The organism is Morganella morganii (genome assembly GCF_019242955.1).
Taxonomy (GTDB): Bacteria; Pseudomonadota; Gammaproteobacteria; order Enterobacterales; family Enterobacteriaceae; genus Morganella; species Morganella sibonii.
Genome location: NZ_CP066129.1, coordinates 2,524,627 through 2,545,189, shown reverse-complemented (window position 1 = coordinate 2,545,189; position 20,563 = coordinate 2,524,627). Strand labels below are relative to the sequence as shown.

Below are 20,563 nucleotides of genomic sequence, written 5' to 3'. Positions count from 1 at the left end.
AGGCGTGATGGCGTAAAAACACACATTTTGCCCTTGAAAAAGGCCGCATCAGACAAAATAATTAACTCAGGATTATTTCACCGTGATTAAACGGGCGTAGCATACCCGCAGATGACAGCAATTTCAAAATATACTTAATCCTACAAAAATATTTTGACTGAATGTAGCCATATTTTAATTATTATGTTTTTTATTGATTGAGGTCATAATGCCTGATAACACACCGGCAAAACCGGGTCTGTTCCGCGCACTGCGTCTCGGTAAACGTTACGCCGCCACCTGGCCGGCCGTGAAGCAGCTCACCCCGGTTTTCCCGGAGAATCGTGTCATAAAATCCACGCAGTTCGGTATCCGTTTTATGCCGCCGTTGTCGGTGTTTACCCTGACATGGCAGATAGCGCTCGGCGGGGCGTTAGGGCCTGCTGTTGCCACCGCACTGTTTGCCTGCTCGCTGCCTTTGCAGGGGCTGTGGTGGCTGGGCCGCCGTGCCGCCACACCATTACCGGCCGGGCTGCTCAGCTGGTTTTATGAAATCCGCGCAAAGTTTGCCGAAGCCGGTATTGCGATTGCACCGGTCGAAGGCACACCCGATTATATGGCACTGGCGGAGTTACTGAAACGCGCTTTTAAGCAACTGGACAACTCTTTCCTGGATGACCTGTAAGTGCCGCTGTTTTCCGCCCGTTTCCGCGGGCGGCATAACCGCTTCCTTTATTAATCGATTCAGCTTACGTAACTCCCTGTTTTTCCTCTCCGTAAAATTACCCGGCCGAAATCCCCCGCTGAGATCAAAAAAGGTGTGTATTTCACTATCTTATAGATTTGAGTAATGCGATGATTCTGACCATACCCCGGATTACTTTTTCAGGAGATACACCATGGAAATGACCAATGCACAACGCCTTATCCTTTCTAACCAGTATAAAATGATGGCTATGCTGGACCCGGATAATGCCGAGCGCTACCGCCGCCAGCAGACGATTATTGAGCGCGGCTTCGGACTGCAGATGCGCGAACTGGATCGCGATTTCGGTGAGCTGCCGGAAGAAATCTGCCGTCGTGTGATTGATATGATGGAAATGTACCACGCACTGCGTATCTCCTTCGACAACCTGAAAGAAGCAAAAGATATCGACCAGCGCCGTATCCACTTCTTAGGTTTTGATGCGGCAACAGAAGCACGTTATTTAAGTTATGTACGTTTTCTGGTAAATACGGAAGGACGTTACACCCACTTTGACAGCGGCAGCCACGGTTTTAACTCCCAGACACCAATGTGGGATAAATACGTCCGTATGCTGGGTGCATGGCATAACTGTCCGCGCCAGTACCACCTGAGTGAAGTGGAAATTAATCAGATCCTTAACGCATAACATTCCGGTATCCGCACGGCGAGGCACGCATGACACTGACTGCAAAAGGCTTTTTGTTTGATCTGGACGGCACACTGGCGGATTCTCTGCATGTGGTGGAGCGTGCCTGGCTGGCATTTGCCCGTCGTACCGGTGCGGATGAGGATGAAGTTAAGCATTTTATTCACGGCAAACCGGCGGTTGAATCTATCCGCCATTTTCTGCCGGATGCGGATGAAAGCGAAATCGCCGCACAGCTGGCGTGGGTGACAGAGCAGGAGATCAGGGAGAGTGACCAGGTCACAGACCTGCCCGGTGCGCAGGCGCTGCTGGCGCGTCTGGTTTCCCTTGAAATTCCGTGGGCGATAGTCACTTCCGGTTCAGTGGCGATAGCCCGTCCGCGTCACAGTGCGGCGAATCTGCCGGAGCCGGATGCCTGGGTGACAGCCGATAATATCACCCGCGGTAAACCGGACCCGCAACCCTACCTGCTGGGTGCGGAAAAGCTCGGGCTGGCACCCCGTGACTGTTTTGTGTTTGAGGATGCCACCGCCGGTCTGCTCTCCGGGCTGGATGCCGGTTGTCAGGTAATTGCCGTACATGTCCCGGCCGGAACACCGCGCACGGATGAACTGGCGATGCGGGTGGATTCACTGACAGAAATAGAGATTCAGAAAGCGGCGGACGGCACGGTGACGCTGACCCGTCGTCCCGGCTGACCGCCGGTAAACATGCGGCGCAGTACCCGGTCAGACGATGAAGAACCCCGGGGCTGTGCATTAACAGAAAACGATGAGACAGGATGTTCGCTGTCCGGGCATTGACGAAAGAGGACGTTGGTGAATACGGAACTCGTGTGGGTGCTGACCCTGCTGTTTATCGCCATTGTTTTATTTACCACCAACAAGGTCCGGATGGATGTTGTGGCGTTGCTGGTGATCACCGCCTTCGTACTCAGCGGTACGCTTACCGTTAATGAAGCCGTTGCCGGTTTCAGTGATCCCAATATTCTGCTGATTGCCGCCCTGTTTGTTATCGGGGAGGGGCTGGTGCGTACCGGGGTTGCCTATCAGATGGGTGACTGGCTGGTGCGGGTGGCCGGCTCCGGCGAAACCCGTCTGCTGGTGTTCCTTATGGTCAGTGTTGCCGGGCTCGGCGCGTTTATGAGTTCGACCGGCGTGGTGGCTATCTTTATCCCTGTTGTGCTCAGTGTCTCCGCACGTATGAAAATCCCGCCTTCCCGGCTGATGATGCCGCTCGGCTTTGCCGGGCTTATCAGCGGTATGATGACGCTGGTGGCGACACCGCCGAACATGGTGGTGAACAGTGTCCTGGAAATGGAAGGTATCAAAGGCTTTCATTTCTTCTCGGTTACCCCTATCGGATTACTGATCCTGCTGGCCGGTGTCGGCTATATGCTGATTGCCCGCCGCTGGCTGGGCAGCAAACAGCCGGAGAAAGCAGGGGACAATGTACAGCGTACCTTTCGTGACCTGATCCGCGACTACAAACTGAGCGGCCGTGCGCGGCGTCTTGCTGTCCGTAACGGCTCGCCGCTGATTGGCAAAACGCTCGATGAACTGCACCTGCGTACCCGTTACGGTGCCAATGTGGTGGGGATTGAGCGCTGGCGGCGTTTCCGGCGGGTGATGGTCGGTGCAACCGGCGGTATGGAACTGCGTGACCGTGATGTACTGCTGATTGATATGTCGGCCAGTGATATGGATCTGCGCGAATTTTGTGCCGAACAGATGCTGGAACCGATGATCCTGCGCGGTGAATATTTCTCTGAACACTCCCGCAACGTGGGGATGGCGGAAGTCTCCCTGAATCCTGAAAGTGAACTTATCGGCAAAAGCCTGCGGGATATCGGTTTCCGTACCCGTTACGGCCTGAATGTGCTGGGGTTGCGGCGGGGCGGCTCTGCCCTTGACGGCAATATTGTGGATGAGCCGCTGCAACTCGGGGATATTCTGCTGGTGGTCGGCGACTGGAAAATTATCCGCGCGCTGGCGACCAAACGGCGTCACTTTATTGTGCTGAATCTGGCAGCGGAAGCGGAAGCTGTGGTGCCGGCAGCATCTCAGGCACCGCATGCCCTGTTTTGTCTGGCGCTGATGGTGGCGATGATGGTCACCAATGAAATCCCGAATTTTATTGCGGCACTGATTGCCTGCCTGCTGATGGGGAAATTCCGCTGTATCGATATGGAAAGTGCGTACCGCTCAATTCACTGGCCGAGCATCATTCTGATTGTGGGGATGATGCCGTTTGCGCTGGCGTTACAGAAAACCGGCGGTATCACGCTGATTGTCAGCGGGCTGATGGATGTCGCAGGTGATCTGGGGCCGCATGTCATGCTGACAGCGCTGTTTGTGCTGTGCGCCACGATTGGCCTGTTTATCTCGAATACCGCAACCGCCGTTCTGATGGCACCGATTGCTATTCAGGCCGCGTATGAAATGCAGGTATCGCCGCTGCCGTTTGCGATGGTGGTGGGGGTGGCGGCGTCGGCGGCCTTTATGACGCCGGTGTCATCACCGGTCAATACGCTGGTGCTCGGGCCGGGAAATTACACCTTCGGGGATTTCGTCAAAATCGGCGTGCCGTTTACGCTGGTGGTGATGGCAATCAGTATCGCGGTGATCCCGTTACTCTTCCCGTTCTGACGGCGTGCCCTGATGAAAACGCAGTTGCCAGATATCCGGGGCGGTTTCTGTCCACAGGGATGAGCGGTTCGTTTCTCTGATACAGCGGCCTCCGGCCAGCTGAAAGCTGCGGTAGGTTATTAACACACAATTGTCGCTGATTTGTGAACAGCGATAATCACCGGAATAGATGTGCTGTGCATGCTGTACCGGTGATAACAGGTCATTCAGTGTGTCGTCTTTGTCAGCGGATACACCTGAGCGGCAAAATTCAAAGAATGCCGGATGCAGCAGGACTGAGAGCGTCTGATAATCCCCTCTGTACCACGGACGGTGCAACCGTTTCTCCTGACGAATCAGTTTTCTGAATAATTCTGTTTCATGCATAAACAAGTATCCCGTTCGTTACTGACTGATCTCATCCAGTGACAGACTGAAGCCGGGAATAAACACGTCGCGGAAATAATCCATTTCCGGGCTGCGGCGTTCTTCCAGGGTTTTTTCCAGCCGGGCTTTCGCCAGATGAAACTCGGTATTGCCTGCACCAATCTCTTCCAGACACTTGAGATAAGCACACAGGGCATCTGCCTGTTTGACGATTGCTGCATCTTCCGGTGAATGCGCGTCTTCATCAATCAGCGGGGCAAAATCTGCCTGTAATTCTTCGGGGATCATGGCAATCAGTTTCTTTTGTGCCATCCGTTCGATTTTTTTGTATTCATGCGCAATCTGCGGATTGTAATACTTGATAGGCGTCGGCAGGTCACCGGTGATCACTTCGCTGGCATCATGGTACATCGCCAGCAGGGCGATTTTTTCCGGGTTGAGTGTACCGCCGAATTTGCGGTTTTTAATCACGGCCAGCGCATGTGCCACAAACGCCACCTGGAGACTGTGCTCAGAGACGTTTTCCTGAATCACATTGCGCATCAGCGGCCAGCGGGTGATCAGTTTCAGACGGGAAAGGTGGGCAAAAAAGTAACTCATAGACAACATTCCTGACAGCAATCTGTTGATAATAAGAGCGGATATTCTGCGGTGTTCCGGGCGGGATGTAAATAAAAACGGCTTCCCGGGGGAAGCCGTTGACAGCAGAAACGATTACTGACGGTAGTGGGAGAGGAAACGCCCGAAGCGGTTAATTGCCATCTCCAGATCGTCCTCACGCGGTAGTGTCACGATACGGAAATGGTTCGGTTCCGGCCAGTTAAAGGCAGTACCCTGTACCAGCAGCACTTTTTCCTGTAACAGCAGGTCGAGGATCATTTTCTGGTCATCGTGAATATTAAAGCGTTTGGCATCAAATTTCGGGAACATATAGAGTGCGCCCATCGGTTTGACACACGAGCAGCCCGGTATCTGGTTAATCAGTTCCCAGGCTTTGTTGCGCTGTTCATACAGACGGCCGCCGGGATGAATAAACTCGTTGATACTCTGATAACCGCCGATAGCGGTCTGGATAGCATGCTGCATCGGCACGTTGGCGCACAGACGCATAGACGCAAGCATTTCCAGCCCTTCGATATACCCTTTGGCGTGTTTCTTCGGTCCGTTCAGCACCATCCAGCCCTGACGGAAACCGGCGATACGGTAGGTTTTTGACAGGCCGTTAAAAGTCACGGTCAGCAGATCCGGTGCCATTGCCGCAATTGAGTGGTGGACAGCATCGTCATACAGAATTTTGTCGTAGATTTCGTCAGCAAAGATGATCAGATCATTCTGACGGGCGATTTCGACGATCTCCTGTAACAGGTCTTTACTGTAGACAGCACCGGTCGGGTTGTTCGGGTTAATCACCACAATACCGCGGGTGCGCGGAGTGATTTTCTTTTTGATGTCTTCGATATCCGGCATCCAGCCCTGTTCTTCGTCACACATATAGTGCACGGCAGTACCGCCGGAAAGAGAGACAGCACCTGTCCATAACGGATAATCCGGTGCCGGCACCAGCATTTCATCCCCGTTATTCAGCAGTGCCTGCATGGACTGCACAATCAGTTCAGAAACACCGTTACCGATATAGACATCTTCCACGGTCATATCGCGCATGCCGCGTTCCTGATAGAACTGGACAATGGCTTTACGGGCAGAATAGAGGCCTTTTGAATCGCTGTAACCCTGGGAGCTTGGTAAATTACGGATAACATCAACCAGAATTTCGTCCGGGGCATCAAAACCAAACGGCGCCGGGTTACCGATATTCAGTTTGAGAACTTTCTGGCCTTCCTCTTCGAGACGTTTAGCCTCTTTGAGCACCGGCCCGCGAATGTCGTAACAGACATTATCGAGTTTGTTGGATTTCTTTATTATATTCATCTGTTCAGGACCTTAGCGCGTTAATCTTGGATTTAATCAGGCAAAACCCGTTATAACCCACTGTACTCTTACCGTCAGGGCTTTTGAAGCCGGTAAACGTCTTTTGGTGAAAAACAACAGAATTTGTTTTGGAAAGGATCTGGAGTGCCGGTTAATTATTGATATGTCGGAGTATTATTCTTATTTTTGCGCTTAATGCGGATGTTGTGACTGGCGTGTGGGTGGTTACGGAGTTTTGTAAAGTTATCTATCGGAAGATCATAATTAGTAAAGTAATACAGTGTTTTTACTAAATGGTCAGCAGTTGTTGAAATTGTATAATCTTTTCTTATATATTAACCTATGATGCTGGTAATTATTAGTAGTATAACTAATGAGATTTCACGGCATGATCTGGTTTTAAGAGTATTTGACCTTAAATTTGCAGAATAATCAGATTTATCTTGCAGCAGGACGAATTCGCAGCATGCATTTTTATAAGTTACAAATTGTCTTGTTTCGCAATGTTTGGAAAACAATGCTGTAAGTTACGAAAAATTTGCGTGTTTGTATAGCAGGCCTGCTGTTTTACCATGCTGCATTACATAATGGAGTTACTCACAGTTACGTATTTTTGTTAGTGTTAGTTATGTTTTACTCTACCCTGATATATAGGGTAATGTCTTAGTTGGCTAAGCTATTTTTCATGCCAATAAACACCAGGTAGTTATTAAAAATCAAAATTAGTGAAGAAAAAACAATGATAAATTCAAACCGTCCAGTGTTAAATTTGGATCTCGACCTGCTGCGGACATTTGTGGCAGTCGCAGATCTGAACACCTTCGCGGCGGCAGCAGCGGCAGTATGCCGTACTCAGTCTGCCGTCAGTCAGCAAATGCAGCGTCTCGAGCAACTCGTCGGGCGCGAACTGTTTGCGCGTCATGGCCGTAACAAGTTACTGACCGATCACGGGTTACAACTGTTAGGTTATGCCCGTCAAATCCTGCGTGCAAATGATGATGCCACCGCATCACTGGCATACAACGATGCAGAAGGGGAGTTACGCATCGGGGCATCCGATGATTCCGTTGACTCACTGCTGCCTTTCTTACTCAACCGTATTGCTTCGGTATACCCGCGTATGGCCGTTGATGTCCGCATCAAACGCAGCCAGTACATTGAAGGTATGCTGGATAACCATGAAATTGATCTGGCGCTGACCACCGCGCGTATCGCCCATCACCCGCGTACTGCCCTGCGTACCGCACCGGTATTGTGGCACTGTGCGCCTGATTTCCAGTTACAGCCGAATGAGCCGATTCCGCTGGTGGTGATGGATGAAACTAACCCGTTCCGCCATCTCGCGGCGGAAACACTGGATGAGGCAGGGGTACCGTGGCGTGTTGCTTATGAAGCCGCATCACTTTCTGCTGTCCGTGCAGCCGTGAATGCTGAAGTCGGGATCACCGCCCGTCCGCTGGAAATGCAGAATGCCGACCTGCGCATTCTGAGTGTCAGCGAAGGGCTGCCGCGCCTGCCGGAAATTCAGTACTGGTTATACCGTAACAGTGACGAGCAGAGCGAGTCAGTGCTGACAGTGTACCAGGCTATTGAAAACAAAAAGACACCGTATACCGTCACACCGGCGGACGATGATAAAGCAGCAGAGTAATGCTGTGATAATCTGACGCGGAACAGACATAATTTGTGACAGTCAGACACACCGCCGGGGGATAATTTCCCCCGGCTTTTTTGTATCCTCTCCCCCCGTACGGAAATCTCATATAAATGTTAACAGCATCACGCCGTGTTCAGGTTTTTGATGTTGTTTTAAGCGCCGTATCGCAGTTTTGTTTACTTGTTTGTTACAATGTTAACAAAACACATGTTCTGTGATTGCCAAAATTAACAGCGCTCATTACATTGCAATAAAACTTTGTTAAAAACCTGACTATATTTATCAGGTTTTTATAAATGGTTATGAATTAATCATTTGTTAAATAATTTTCAGCCAAACTGTGATTGAGATCATAAATATTGACCCTGTTTACCGATGGAAAGACAGGTTTTTCCTGAGATAATGGGTTAGTAAAAGCGATGTATCCGTTAATATAATAAAGTTAATTTTCAATTTGGTTACTTACTGACACGTTTTAGCGATAAAGTCGCACGACGGGTTAATCTTAAGTTGATAGTTTGTAACAAAATCTGGAAGAGCGGGGAACAATCCGGGTGACCGGCTTTCTCATCACGATAAGTGTTGTATCCGCCATTAAGTTGTTCCTCTCGTGTGTCGCTGTGGTGCTGTATGCAGGTACGGCAGGCAACACCACCTTTAATGAGTAAGCAATGAGTATGTCAACAGCCACTGAAGTTCTGGCCCATAACTGGGCATTTGCCATCTATCTTTTAGGTGCTCTCGGGTTATGTGCATTTATGTTGCTGGGCGCCCGTTATCTCGGGGGCCGTGCAAAAGCACGCGCCAAACATCTCCCTTACGAATCAGGTATTGACTCGGTCGGCAGCGCACGTCTGCGGATGTCTGCGAAGTTCTACCTGGTTGCCATGTTTTTCGTGATTTTCGATGTTGAAGCCTTATACCTGTTTGCCTGGTCTGTTTCGGTCAGAGAAACAGGCTGGATAGGGTTCACCGAAGCCGCAATCTTTATTCTGGTGTTATTGGCAGGGCTTTTCTATCTGGCACGTATCGGCGCGCTGGACTGGACACCTGTACGTTCACGCCGCGAGGTAAAACACCCGAGCGTTGTGAACAAAATCAATAACAATCAACCGTAGTCAATAGTGAGGCACAAGATGGATTATACGCTCACCCGCATCGATCCAAACGGTGAGAATGACCGTTATCCCCTGCAAAAACAAGAGGTTGTCAGTGACCCGCTTGAGCAGCACGTTCACCGCAGCGTGTATATGGGGAAACTCGAACATGCATTACACGATATGGTTAACTGGGGCCGTAAAAACTCCCTGTGGCCGTTTAACTTCGGTCTTTCCTGCTGTTACGTAGAGATGGTGACCTCCTTCACGGCAGTACATGACGTCGCCCGTTTTGGTGCGGAAGTACTGCGTGCCTCGCCGCGTCAGGCGGACTTTATGGTTGTGGCCGGAACCTGCTTTACCAAAATGGCTCCGGTTATTCAGCGTCTGTATGACCAGATGCTGGAACCGAAATGGGTTATCTCCATGGGCGCCTGTGCCAACTCCGGTGGTATGTATGACATTTACTCCGTAGTACAGGGTGTCGATAAATTCATTCCGGTGGATGTGTATATCCCAGGCTGCCCGCCGCGTCCTGAAGCTTATATGCAGGCGCTGATGCTGTTACAGGAATCTATCGGAAAAGAGCGCCGCCCGCTGTCGTGGGTGGTGGGTGATCAGGGTGTTTACCGCGCCAATATGCAGTCAGAAAAAGAACGAAAACGCGGTGAACGGATTGCAGTAACAAACCTGCGCTCCCCGGACGAAATTTAAGGCTTTCGGGCCACCGGGCGCAATATTTGCAATGTGTTGCGTCCATTGAACCCTGAACAACTGTTGTGGTGAAGAATGATGACAGAAAGTAATACGCAGACCGCACAGCGTCCCGCGTGGCAGACTCATGATTACCTGGATGATCCGGTTATTGAGGAACTGCGCCGTAAGTTCGGTCCTGACGCATTTACGGTTCAGCCGACACGTACCGGGATGCCGGTCGTCTGGGTGAAGCGTGAGCAGCTTCTGGAAGTACTGTTTTATCTTAAGTCGCTGCCGAAACCGTATGTGATGCTGTTCGATCTGCACGGGACGGATGAGCGCCAGCGCACCCATCGCGAAGGTCTGCCTGCGGCGGACTATTCCGTGTTTTATCACCTGATTTCCATTGAGCGTAACCGCGATATCATGCTCAAAGTGGCGCTGAGTGAAAACGACCTGCATGTGCCGACGGTGATCTCCGCGTTCCCGAATGCGAACTGGTATGAGCGCGAAACCTGGGAAATGTTCGGCATTATTATCGACGGGCACCCGAATCTGCGCCGCATTATGATGCCGCCGACCTGGGAAGGGCATCCGCTGCGTAAAGATTACCCGGCGCGGGCAACGGAATTTGATCCGTTTGTTCTGACCAAACAGAAAGAAGATCTGGAAATGGAGGCGCTGACCTTCAAACCGGAAGAGTGGGGCATGAAACGCGGCAATGAGAACGAGGACTTTATGTTCCTGAACCTCGGCCCGAACCACCCGTCTTCCCACGGTGCATTCCGTATCATCTTGCAGCTCGACGGTGAAGAGATTGTCGACTGTGTGCCGGATATCGGTTATCACCATCGCGGTGCGGAAAAAATGGGTGAGCGTCAGTCATGGCACAGCTACATTCCGTACACCGATCGCATCGAATACCTCGGCGGCTGCGTCAACGAAATGCCGTATGTGCTGGCGGTGGAAAAACTGGCGGGGATTGAGGTTCCGGCACGTGTGGATGTGATCCGCGTGATGCTGTCAGAACTGTTCCGCATTAACAGTCACTTGCTGTATATCAGTACGTTCATTCAGGATACCGGGGCGATGACGCCGGTCTTCTTTGCCTTTACCGACCGCCAGAAGATTTATGATGTGGTGGAAGCCATTACCGGTTTCCGTATGCATCCGGCCTGGTTCCGTATCGGCGGTGTGGCGCACGATCTGCCGAAAGGCTGGGATCGCCTGCTGCGTGATTTCCTCGACTGGATGCCGAAACGCCTGGAATCCTATGTCACTGCCGCACTGAAAAACTCCATTCTCAAAGGCCGTTCTGTCGGCGTGGCGGCATACAACGCGAAAGAAGCGCTCGACTGGGGCGTAACCGGTGCCGGTTTACGTGCGACCGGGATTGACTTTGACGTGCGTAAATGGCGTCCGTACTCCGGTTATGAGAATTTCGATTTTGAAGTGCCTGTTGCCGCCAACGGCGACTGTTATGACCGTGTGATGCTGAAAGTAGAAGAAGTGCGCCAGAGTCTGCGCATTCTGGAACAGTGCCTGAAAAACATGCCGGAAGGGCCGTTCAAAGCGGATCACCCGCTGACCACGCCGCCGCCGAAAGAGCGCACCTTACAGCACATTGAAACCATGATTAACCATTTCCTCCAGGTGTCATGGGGTCCGGTGATGCCGGCTCAGGAATCATTCCAGATGATTGAGGCGACAAAAGGAATTAACAGCTATTACCTGACCAGTGACGGCAGCACCATGAGTTACCGTACCCGAATCCGTACACCAAGTTATGCCCATCTGCAGCAGATCCCGTCAGTGATCAGCGGCAGTCTGGTGTCTGACCTGATTGTGTACCTCGGAAGTATCGATTTCGTTATGTCGGATGTGGATCGCTGATTATGCAAGAACTGAACCCTGAAGCAAAAAAAGCACTGCAAGGCGCAGTGAATGCGGCGCAGCCAGCCGGAAAACAACCTGATTTTGTGCTGAGTGACGAAGAGCGCGCCGAAATCGAAGCGGAAAAACACCATTATGAAGATCCGCGTGCCGCCTCTATCGAAGCGCTGAAAATTGTCCAGAAACACCGTGGCTGGGTGGAAGACGGCGCGATTTACGCCATCAGCGATGTGCTGGGTATCCCGGCAAGTGACGTGGAAGGTGTGGCGACATTCTACAGCCAGATCTACCGCCAGCCGGTCGGCCGTCATGTGATCCGTTACTGTGACAGCGTGGTGTGCCACATCACCGGTTATCAGGGGATCAAGGCCGCACTTGAGCGCAAACTGAATATTCAGCCGGGACAGACAACCGCCGACGGCCGCTTTACGCTGCTGCCGACCTGCTGCCTCGGAAACTGTGACAAAGGGCCGACCATGATGGTTGATGAAGATACCCACAGTCACGTGACGCCTGAAGCCATTGAAACGTTACTGGAGCAGTATCCATGACAGTGAAAACGGTTTGCCGTACTGCGGAAACCCATCCTCTCACCTGGCGGTTGCGTGATGACCATCAGCCGGTGTGGCTGGATGAATACCGCAGTAAAAACGGTTATGCGGGGGCGGAACGCGCCCTGAAAGGCATGGCACCGGATGAGATCACCGGTCTCGTCAAAGACGCGGGTCTGAAGGGCCGCGGCGGTGCGGGGTTCTCCACGGGTCTGAAGTGGAGCCTGATGCCGAAAGACGAGAGCATGAATATCCGTTACCTGCTGTGTAACGCCGATGAAATGGAACCGGGGACCTACAAAGACCGGCTCCTGATGGAACAACTGCCGCACCTGCTGGTGGAAGGGATGCTGATCAGTGCCTTTGCCCTGAAAGCATACCGGGGCTATATCTTCCTGCGCGGCGAGTACATTGAGGCAGCGAAACACCTGCGTCACGCCATTGAAGAAGCGAAAGCCGCCGGTCTGCTGGGAAAAAATATCCTCGGCAGCGGGTTTGATTTCGAGCTGTTTGTGCACACCGGTGCCGGGCGTTATATCTGCGGGGAAGAAACCGCACTGATTAACTCCCTGGAAGGCCGCCGCGCCAATCCGCGCTCCAAACCGCCGTTCCCGGCCAGTTCCGGGGTATGGGGAAAACCGACCTGTGTCAACAACGTCGAAACCCTGTGTAACGTGCCGGCGATTCTGGCGCACGGCAAAGAGTGGTATATCGGTCTGAGTGAAGGCAAAAGCACCGATGCCGGGACCAAGCTGATGGGCTTTTCCGGCCGGGTGAAAAATCCGGGTGTCTGGGAACTGCCGTTCGGCACCACTGCCCGCGAGATCCTGGAGGATTACGCCGGGGGTATGCGTGACGGACTGACCTTAAAAGCCTGGCAGCCGGGCGGTGCGGGAACGGATTTTCTGACACAGGATCATCTTGATTTACCAATGGATTTCGAACATATCGGCAAAGCAGGCAGCCGTCTGGGAACGGCGCTGGCGATGGCGGTGGATAATGAAATCAACATGGTGTCACTGACCCGTAACCTCGAAGAATTTTTTGCCCGTGAATCCTGCGGCTGGTGTACACCGTGCCGTGACGGATTGCCGTGGAGCGTGAAAATTCTGCGCGCAATAGAAAAAGGGGAAGGCCAGCCGGGAGACATTGAGACATTAGAGCAATTATGTCGTTTCCTCGGACCGGGTAAAACCTTCTGCGCACACGCGCCGGGCGCGGTAGAGCCGTTACAGAGTGCGATCAAATATTTCCGTGATGAGTTTGAAGCGGGGATCGTACAGCCGGTTTACGGCAACGTGCAGACCATTGCCGGGATACAGCCGAACCTGCTGAAGCAGCGCTGGTGATCCCTTACGGATTTTTCGTTTAACGCCTGCATAGCAGGCCTTTTGGAAGCATGCTGACTATGGCTACAATACATGTAGACGGCAAAGAATATGAAGTCGACGGGGCGGATAACCTGCTGCATGCCTGTCTTTCGCTCGGACTTGATATTCCCTATTTTTGCTGGCATCCGGCGCTGGGAAGCGTCGGCGCTTGCCGCCAGTGTGCGGTAAAGCAATATCAGAATGCCGATGACACCCGTGGTCGTCTGGTAATGTCATGTATGACACCGGCACAGGACGGCACCTTTATCTCGATTGATGATGAAGAAGCCAGACAGTTCCGGGAAAGTGTGGTGGAGTGGCTGATGACCAACCACCCGCACGATTGTCCTGTCTGTGAAGAGGGCGGTAACTGCCATCTTCAGGATATGACCGTCATGACCGGGCATTCAGTGCGCAAATACCGCTTCACAAAACGTACTCATCACAATCAGGAGCTGGGGCCGTTTGTTGCACATGAAATGAACCGCTGTATCGCCTGTTACCGTTGTGTCCGTTACTACAAAGATTATGCGGATGGTACGGATTTCGGGGTTTACGGCGCACACGACAACGTGTACTTCGGGCGTCCGGAAAGCGGCACACTGGAAAGTGAATTCTCCGGTAACCTGGTGGAGATCTGCCCGACCGGGGTCTTTACCGATAAAACGCACTCTGAACGTTATAACCGAAAATGGGATATGCAGTTTGCACCGAGCGTCTGCCAGCAGTGCAGCGTCGGCTGTAACATCAGCCCGGGCGAGCGTTACGGCGAACTGCGCCGTATCGAAAACCGTTATAACGGCACCATCAACCATTACTTCCTCTGTGATAAAGGCCGCTTCGGTTACGGTTATGTCAACCGTGATGACCGTCCGCGTCAGCCGCAGCAGCGTCGTGGTGATGACTGGCTCACGATCAATGCGGAGCAGGCGGAACGTGCCGCGGCAGATATGCTGTATCACGCGAAACGCACTATCGGTATCGGTTCGCCGCGTGCCAGCGTGGAAAGCAACTTTGCACTGCGTGAACTGGTCGGGGCGGAAAACTTCTTCAGCGGCCTGTCAGCCGGTGAGCAGCACCGCCTGGAAATGATGCTGGAAATCTTACAGCAGGGCGGTATCTATACCCCGTCACTGCGTGAGATGGAAAACTATGATGCCGTGCTGGTGCTGGGGGAGGATCTGACCCAGACCGCTGCCCGCGTGGCGCTCTCTGTCCGTCAGGCCGTGAAGGGCAAAGCCCGTGAAATGGCCGCCGCACAGAAAGTGGCGGACTGGCAGATTGCCGCTATCCAGAATATCGGCCAGCGTGCGAAATACCCGCTGTTTGTCACGGCGGCAGATACCACCCGTCTGGCGGATGTGGCCGCGCTGCACTACAACGCACCTGTGGATGATCAGGCGCGTCTGGGCTTTGCCGTCGCGAATATCATTGATAACACGGCACCGGCAGTGACGGATTTACCGGCTGATGTGAAAGCACAGGCGGAAATGATTGCACAGGCACTGAGTGGTGCGAAAAAACCGCTGATTATCAGCGGCAGCAATCCCGGCAGTGATGCATTGATTCAGGCGGCGGCAAACGTAGCCTGGGCACTGAAAGATAAAGGCATTGACGCCGGACTGACCTTTGTCGGTGCGGAAGCCAACAGCTTTGGTGCCGCGATGACAGAAGCACAGCCGCTGGATAAAGCACTGGCTCTGCTGGCAGACGGCAGTGCGGATACCGTGGTGGTGATGGAAAACGACCTTTACCGCCATGCGGATAAAGCCGCCGTTGATCGTGCTCTGGACGCCGCTGCGAATGTGATTGTGCTGGATCATCAGCGCACTGACATCATGGATAAAGCCTCACTGATCCTCTCCGCCAGCAGTTTTGCGGAAAGTGACGGTACGCTCATCAACCACGAAGGCCGCGCGCAGCGCTTCTTCCAGGTCTATGAGCCATCCTTCTACGACAAATCCATTATTATGCATGAAAGCTGGCGCTGGCTGACCGCGCTGTACAACGACCTGAATGAAAATACCCGTGACTGGTCACAGCTGGATCATGTGATTGATGCCTGCATTGAACAAATGCCGCACCTGGCCGGTATCAAAGATGCCGCACCGGATGCCTCATTCCGTATCCGCGGACAGAAACTGGCCCGTGAGCCGCACCGTTACAGCGGGCGTACTGCGATGCTGGCCAATGTCAGTGTTCATGAGCAGCGTCAGCCGCAGGATAAAGACACGGCGTTTGCCTTCTCGATGGAAGGGAACAACAGCCCGTCAGCGCCGCGTCAGCAAATTCCGTTTGCCTGGGCGCCGGGCTGGAACTCACCGCAGGCATGGAACAAATTCCAGGCAGAAGTGGGTGGTCATCTGCGTTTCGGTGATCCGGGTGTGCGTCTGTTCAGCGAAAAAGACGGTGGTATGGATTATTTCAGCACCATCCCGGCTGCATTTGCACCGCAGCAGAATGTCTGGACAGTTGCGCCGTATTATCACCTGTTCGGCAGTGAAGAGTTATCACAGCGCTCACCGGTGATTCAGGAGCGTATGACGGAAAGCTATGTGATGCTGAATGCTCAGGATGCACAGCAGCTGAATGTGGCGGAAGGTCAGATTCTGTCGGTACAACTGACTGACAGCGCGCTGACACTGCCGGTACGTATCAGCACACAGCTGGCCGCCGGACAAATCGGTCTGCCGTTGGGGATGCCGGGTATTTCACCGGTACTGGCGGGTGCGTCGGTTAATCTGCAGGAGGTGGCACAATGAGCAGCTGGTTTACACCTGAATTAATCGATGTGCTGATTAATATTCTCAAAGCCATTGTGATCCTGCTGGTGGTCGTGACCTGCGGTGCCTTTATGAGCTTCGGGGAACGCCGCCTGCTGGGGCTGTTCCAGAACCGTTACGGGCCGAACCGTGTGGGCTGGGGCGGGTCGCTCCAGCTGGTCGCGGACATGATCAAAATGTTCTTTAAAGAGGACTGGACACCGAAATTCGCTGACCGCTTTATCTTCACTCTGGCACCGATGGTGGCATTTACCTCGCTGTTGCTGGCCTTTGCGATTGTGCCGGTCAGCCCTGACTGGGTGGTGGCGGATCTCAATATCGGGATTCTGTTCTTCCTGATGCTGGCGGGCCTGGCCGTGTATGCCGTGCTGTTCGCGGGCTGGTCGAGTAACAACAAATACTCGCTGCTCGGGGCGATGCGTGCGTCGGCTCAGACGGTCAGTTATGAAGTGTTCCTTGGTCTGTCGGTTCTCGGTGTGGTGGCGCAGGCGGGGTCGTTTAACCTGCTGGATATCGTCAACTCCCAGAGCACGGTATGGAACGTCATTCCGCAGATTTTAGGCTTTATCACTTTTGCGATTGCGGGCGTGGCCGTATGTCACCGTCACCCGTTTGACCAGCCGGAAGCCGAACAGGAACTGGCGGACGGTTATCACATTGAATATTCGGGGATGAAGTTCGGTCTGTTCTTCGTCGGGGAATATATCGGTATTGTGACAGTTTCCGCCCTGATTGTGACGCTGTTCTTCGGGGGCTGGCACGGACCTTTCCTGCCGCCGTTTGTCTGGTTCGCGTTAAAAACCGCTTTCTTTATGATGATGTTTATCCTGATCCGTGCGTCGCTGCCGCGTCCGCGTTATGACCAGGTGATGTCATTCGGCTGGAAAGTGTGTCTGCCGCTGACACTGATAAACCTGCTGGTGACAGCAGCCGTGATCCTGATAGCTCAATAAGGGGTGATTGAACCATGACATTGAAAGAGTTAGTGGTTGGTTTCGCCACCCAGGTACGCAGTATTTGGATGATAGGGCTTCATGCCTTCCATAAACGCGAAACCCAGATGTACCCGGAAGAGCCGGTTTACCTGCCGCCGCGCTACCGCGGCCGGATTGTGCTGACGCGCGACCCGGACGGTGAGGAGCGCTGTGTCGCCTGTAACCTGTGCGCCGCGGTCTGTCCGGTCGGCTGTATCTCGCTGCAAAAGGCAGAACAGGAAGACGGCCGCTGGTATCCGGAATTTTTCCGCATCAACTTCTCACGCTGCATTTTCTGCGGATTATGCGAAGAAGCCTGCCCGACCACCGCAATCCAGTTAACGCCGGATTTCGAACTGGGTGAGTTTAAGCGCCAGGATCTGGTGTATGAAAAAGAAGATTTATTAATCTCCGGTCCGGGTAAATATCCTGACTATAACTTCTATCACAAAACCGGGATGGCGGTTGCGGGCAAAGCCAAAGGCGAAGCCGACAACGAAGCCAAGCCGATTGATGTGAAAAGTCTGCTGCCATAAGGGGAGAATAACGATGGAAATTACCTTTTATGTTGCCGGACTGATCGCCATTCTGGCCACGCTGTGTGTGATCACACAGACCAACCCGGTGCATGCGCTGCTGTATCTGATCACCTCGCTGCTGGCACTCTCTGCGGTCTTCTTTGCCCTCGGTGCGTATTTCGCCGGTGCTCTGGAGATTATCGTCTACGCGGGTGCCATCATGGTGCTGTTCGTGTTTGTGGTGATGATGCTCAACCTCGGGCGGGCGGTTGTTGACCAGGAACGCAAATGGTTGTCCCCGTCCGTCTGGATGGGGCCGGGCCTGCTCTCGGCGGTTCTGCTCGGCGTGATGATCTACGGTATCCGCTCACTGAGTGATAACGGTATCGCCGGTGACGTTGTCACTGCAAAACAGGTGGGTATCAGTCTGTTCGGCCCGTATGTTCTGGTGGTTGAGCTTGCCTCTTTCCTGCTGCTGGCGGGTCTGGTGGTGGCATACCATATCGGGCGTGACGAAAAAGCGGGCGGCGATCTTGTCAGTCAGCGCAACTCGGAGGAAAAAGCATGATCCCTCTGCACCACGGATTAATTCTCGCGGCTGTGCTCTTCATCCTCGGTTTCACCTGTCTGGTGATCCGCCGCAATCTGCTGTTTATGCTGATTGGCCTGGAAGTGATGATCAACGCGGCGGCTCTGGCGTTTGTCGTCGGCGGCAGTTACTGGAACCAGCCGGACGGACAGGTGATGTATATCCTGGCCATCAGTCTGGCGGCGGCTGAAGCGAGTATCGGGCTGGCACTGTTGCTGCAATTGCATCGTCAGCGTCAGGATCTGGATATTGATAAAGTCAGTGAGATGCGCGGATGAACTTACTCTTTTTAACCATTTTGCTGCCGCTGATTGGCTTTCTGTTATTAGCCTTTTCACGCGGCCGCTGGTCAGAAAATGTGTCAGCCACCATCGGCACCGGGTCGGTGGGACTGGCGGCACTCACGGCGCTGTGGGCGGGGATGGATTTCTTCGCTAACGGCGGCGGGGTGTATCAGCAGACACTGTGGACATGGATGGATACCGCTTCCTTTTCCATCCCGGTCACCCTGGTACTGGACGGCCTGTCGCTGACCATGCTGGGTGTGGTCACCGGGGTTGGCTTCCTGATCCACATGTATGCCTCCTGGTATATGCGCGGTGAGGAGGGGTATTCCCGCTTCTTCGCTTATACCAACCTGTTTATCGCCAGTATGGTGATTCTGGTACTGGCCGATAACATGCTGCTGATGTATCTCGGCTGGGAAGGGGTGGGGCTGTGCAGTTATCTGCTGATCGGCTTCTATTACACCAATCCGGCCAACGGTGCGGCGGCGATGAAAGCTTTTATCGTGACCCGTATCGGTGATGTGTTCCTGGCGATCGGTATGTTTATTCTGTGGGATAAACTGGGCACGCTGAGCTTCCGTGAACTGGCGGTTCTGGCTCCGCAGCATATCGCAGCGGGCTCCGACCTGATTTTTTGGGCGACACTGATGATCCTCGGCGGTGCGGTTGGTAAATCCGCGCAGTTACCACTCCAGACCTGGCTTGCGGATGCAATGGCCGGTCCGACACCGGTTTCGGCACTGATCCACGCCGCGACCATGGTAACCGCGGGTGTGTATCTGATTGCCCGTACCCACGAGCTGTTCCTGTTATCACCGGAAGTGCTGCATTTAGTCGGCGTGGTCGGTGCTGTCACCTTGGTGATGGCCGGTTTTGCCGCACTGGTGCAGACGGATATCAAACGTGTTCTCGCGTACTCCACCATGAGCCAGATTGGTTATATGTTCCTGGCGCTCGGTGTGCAGGCGTGGGATGCGGCGATTTTCCACCTGATGACCCATGCATTCTTCAAAGCCCTGTTATTCCTGGCCTCCGGCTCAGTGATCCTGGCCTGTCACCACGAGCAGAACATCTTTAAGATGGGCGGACTGCGGAAAAAAATTCCGTTTGTCTATCTCTGCTTCCTGGTCGGCGGTGCCGCACTGGCCGCGCTGCCGCTTATCACCGCCGGTTTCTACAGTAAAGATGAAATCCTGTGGGGTGCCGTGGTTCAGGGGCAGAATCCGCTGTTTATCGCCGGTCTGGTCGGTGCCTTTATGACATCCCTCTATACCTTCCGGATGATTTTCATCGTGTTCCACGGTAAAGAGCATACACAGGCGCATGCGGTGAAAGGCTTTACGCATACTTTCCCGTTACTGGTGCTGATGGTGCTGTCCACCGCAGCCGGTGCCTTTATCCCGCAGCCGCTGCACGGCGTGTTCCCGGCGGAAACCCTGACCGGTTCTGCTGACGGCAAACTGACCACCGAAATTATCTCCGGTGTGGTTGCTGTGGCGGGGATTGTGCTGGCCGCAATGCTCTGGCTGGGACGCCGCACGCTGGTGACAGCGATCGCGAATTCCGCGCCGGGACGCTTCTTCTCGGCCTGGTGGTTCCGCGCATGGGGCTTTGATGACCTGTATGATGCGATTTTTGTTAAGCCGTTTAAAGCGGTGGGCTGGTTACTGCAAAGTGATCCGCTGAACAGCCTGATGAATCTGCCTGCGCTGTTTGCCCGCTGGAGTAACAAAGGACTGAGCCTGAGTGAAAACGGACAGGTCCGCTGGTATATCGCCTCTATGGGGCTGGGTGCAGTGCTGGTTCTCGCTCTGCTGTTTTTGGTTTAAATA

Annotated in this window: 19 protein-coding genes; 16 read left to right on the top strand and 3 right to left on the bottom strand. The window is 53.3% G+C overall.

The window, feature by feature from the left end; all coding sequences use genetic code 11:
* The first annotated feature begins 208 nt into the window (after nucleotides 1–208).
* From yfbV to JC793_RS11795, 4 genes are all read left to right on the top strand, one after another.
* On the top strand, nucleotides 209–664 hold the full coding sequence (gene yfbV, locus JC793_RS11810; protein WP_218426261.1) for a terminus macrodomain insulation protein YfbV: 456 nt from the start codon (nucleotides 209–211) through the stop codon (nucleotides 662–664).
* Nucleotides 665–878: 214 nt separating this feature from the next.
* Complete coding sequence (locus tag JC793_RS11805) at nucleotides 879–1,373, top strand: YfbU family protein (protein ID WP_046893316.1); 495 nt, start codon at nucleotides 879–881, stop codon at nucleotides 1,371–1,373.
* 29 nt (nucleotides 1,374–1,402) lie between these two features.
* Nucleotides 1,403–2,071 carry a sugar phosphatase gene (locus JC793_RS11800; protein WP_166708104.1) on the top strand — a complete coding sequence of 223 codons (669 nt, stop codon included), beginning with the start codon at nucleotides 1,403–1,405 and terminating at the stop codon, nucleotides 2,069–2,071.
* A gap of 120 nt (nucleotides 2,072–2,191) precedes the next feature.
* Nucleotides 2,192–4,021 carry an SLC13 family permease gene (locus JC793_RS11795; RefSeq protein WP_046893344.1) on the top strand — a complete coding sequence of 610 codons (1,830 nt, stop codon included), beginning with the start codon at nucleotides 2,192–2,194 and terminating at the stop codon, nucleotides 4,019–4,021.
* On the opposite strand, the gene JC793_RS11790 is transcribed toward JC793_RS11795, so the two are convergent.
* The 3 genes from JC793_RS11790 to JC793_RS11780 all read right to left on the bottom strand — a co-directional run bounded on the left by JC793_RS11790 (nucleotide 4,004) and on the right by JC793_RS11780 (nucleotide 6,316).
* Entirely contained in the window at nucleotides 4,004–4,387 is a 384-nt protein-coding gene (locus tag JC793_RS11790) for a nuclear transport factor 2 family protein (protein ID WP_218426260.1), read from the bottom strand. The two genes, JC793_RS11795 and JC793_RS11790, sit on opposite strands and share 18 nt — an antisense overlap.
* A gap of 18 nt (nucleotides 4,388–4,405) precedes the next feature.
* The gene (gene yfbR, locus JC793_RS11785; RefSeq protein ID WP_004235147.1) at nucleotides 4,406–4,987 is read right to left on the bottom strand and encodes a 5'-deoxynucleotidase; all 582 of its coding nucleotides are present in this window, start codon (nucleotides 4,985–4,987) and stop codon (nucleotides 4,406–4,408) included.
* A 114-nt stretch (nucleotides 4,988–5,101) separates the two neighbouring features.
* Nucleotides 5,102–6,316 carry a pyridoxal phosphate-dependent aminotransferase gene (locus JC793_RS11780; RefSeq protein WP_046893313.1) on the bottom strand — a complete coding sequence of 405 codons (1,215 nt, stop codon included), beginning with the start codon at nucleotides 6,314–6,316 and terminating at the stop codon, nucleotides 5,102–5,104.
* 739 nt (nucleotides 6,317–7,055) lie between these two features.
* Between JC793_RS11780 and hexA the strand changes: the two genes are divergently transcribed.
* The 12 genes from hexA to nuoL all read left to right on the top strand — a co-directional run bounded on the left by hexA (nucleotide 7,056) and on the right by nuoL (nucleotide 20,560).
* Entirely contained in the window at nucleotides 7,056–7,967 is a 912-nt protein-coding gene (hexA, locus tag JC793_RS11775; RefSeq protein ID WP_046893312.1) for a transcriptional regulator HexA, read from the top strand.
* 677 nt (nucleotides 7,968–8,644) lie between these two features.
* A complete protein-coding gene (locus JC793_RS11770; protein ID WP_046893311.1) occupies nucleotides 8,645–9,091 on the top strand; it encodes an NADH-quinone oxidoreductase subunit A in 447 nt (148 codons plus the stop codon).
* A gap of 18 nt (nucleotides 9,092–9,109) precedes the next feature.
* Nucleotides 9,110–9,784, top strand: coding sequence for a NuoB/complex I 20 kDa subunit family protein (locus JC793_RS11765; RefSeq protein ID WP_046893310.1), 675 nt, complete (start codon nucleotides 9,110–9,112; stop codon nucleotides 9,782–9,784).
* A gap of 78 nt (nucleotides 9,785–9,862) precedes the next feature.
* Nucleotides 9,863–11,659: an NADH-quinone oxidoreductase subunit C/D gene (gene nuoC, locus JC793_RS11760; RefSeq protein ID WP_025154951.1), complete on the top strand. Its 1,797-nt coding sequence runs from the start codon at nucleotides 9,863–9,865 to the stop codon at nucleotides 11,657–11,659.
* A 2-nt stretch (nucleotides 11,660–11,661) separates the two neighbouring features.
* Nucleotides 11,662–12,210 carry an NADH-quinone oxidoreductase subunit NuoE gene (nuoE, locus tag JC793_RS11755; protein ID WP_004235157.1) on the top strand — a complete coding sequence of 183 codons (549 nt, stop codon included), beginning with the start codon at nucleotides 11,662–11,664 and terminating at the stop codon, nucleotides 12,208–12,210.
* Nucleotides 12,207–13,559, top strand: coding sequence for an NADH-quinone oxidoreductase subunit NuoF (nuoF, locus tag JC793_RS11750; protein ID WP_046893309.1), 1,353 nt, complete (start codon nucleotides 12,207–12,209; stop codon nucleotides 13,557–13,559). The genes nuoE and nuoF overlap by 4 nt, the downstream gene beginning before the upstream one ends.
* Nucleotides 13,560–13,609: 50 nt before the next feature.
* Entirely contained in the window at nucleotides 13,610–16,342 is a 2,733-nt protein-coding gene (gene nuoG, locus JC793_RS11745) for an NADH-quinone oxidoreductase subunit NuoG (protein WP_218426259.1), read from the top strand.
* A complete protein-coding gene (gene nuoH, locus JC793_RS11740) occupies nucleotides 16,339–17,316 on the top strand; it encodes an NADH-quinone oxidoreductase subunit NuoH (protein ID WP_107678884.1) in 978 nt (325 codons plus the stop codon). The genes nuoG and nuoH overlap by 4 nt, the downstream gene beginning before the upstream one ends.
* Before the next feature lie 14 nt (nucleotides 17,317–17,330).
* Complete coding sequence (nuoI, locus tag JC793_RS11735) at nucleotides 17,331–17,873, top strand: NADH-quinone oxidoreductase subunit NuoI (protein ID WP_046893306.1); 543 nt, start codon at nucleotides 17,331–17,333, stop codon at nucleotides 17,871–17,873.
* 13 nt (nucleotides 17,874–17,886) lie between these two features.
* Nucleotides 17,887–18,423 carry an NADH-quinone oxidoreductase subunit J gene (gene nuoJ / locus JC793_RS11730; protein ID WP_218426258.1) on the top strand — a complete coding sequence of 179 codons (537 nt, stop codon included), beginning with the start codon at nucleotides 17,887–17,889 and terminating at the stop codon, nucleotides 18,421–18,423.
* Complete coding sequence (gene nuoK, locus JC793_RS11725) at nucleotides 18,420–18,722, top strand: NADH-quinone oxidoreductase subunit NuoK (RefSeq protein ID WP_004235168.1); 303 nt, start codon at nucleotides 18,420–18,422, stop codon at nucleotides 18,720–18,722. The genes nuoJ and nuoK overlap by 4 nt, the downstream gene beginning before the upstream one ends.
* The gene (gene nuoL, locus JC793_RS11720) at nucleotides 18,719–20,560 is read left to right on the top strand and encodes an NADH-quinone oxidoreductase subunit L (RefSeq protein WP_182106736.1); all 1,842 of its coding nucleotides are present in this window, start codon (nucleotides 18,719–18,721) and stop codon (nucleotides 20,558–20,560) included. The genes nuoK and nuoL overlap by 4 nt, the downstream gene beginning before the upstream one ends.
* Nucleotides 20,561–20,563: the final 3 nt, after the last annotated feature.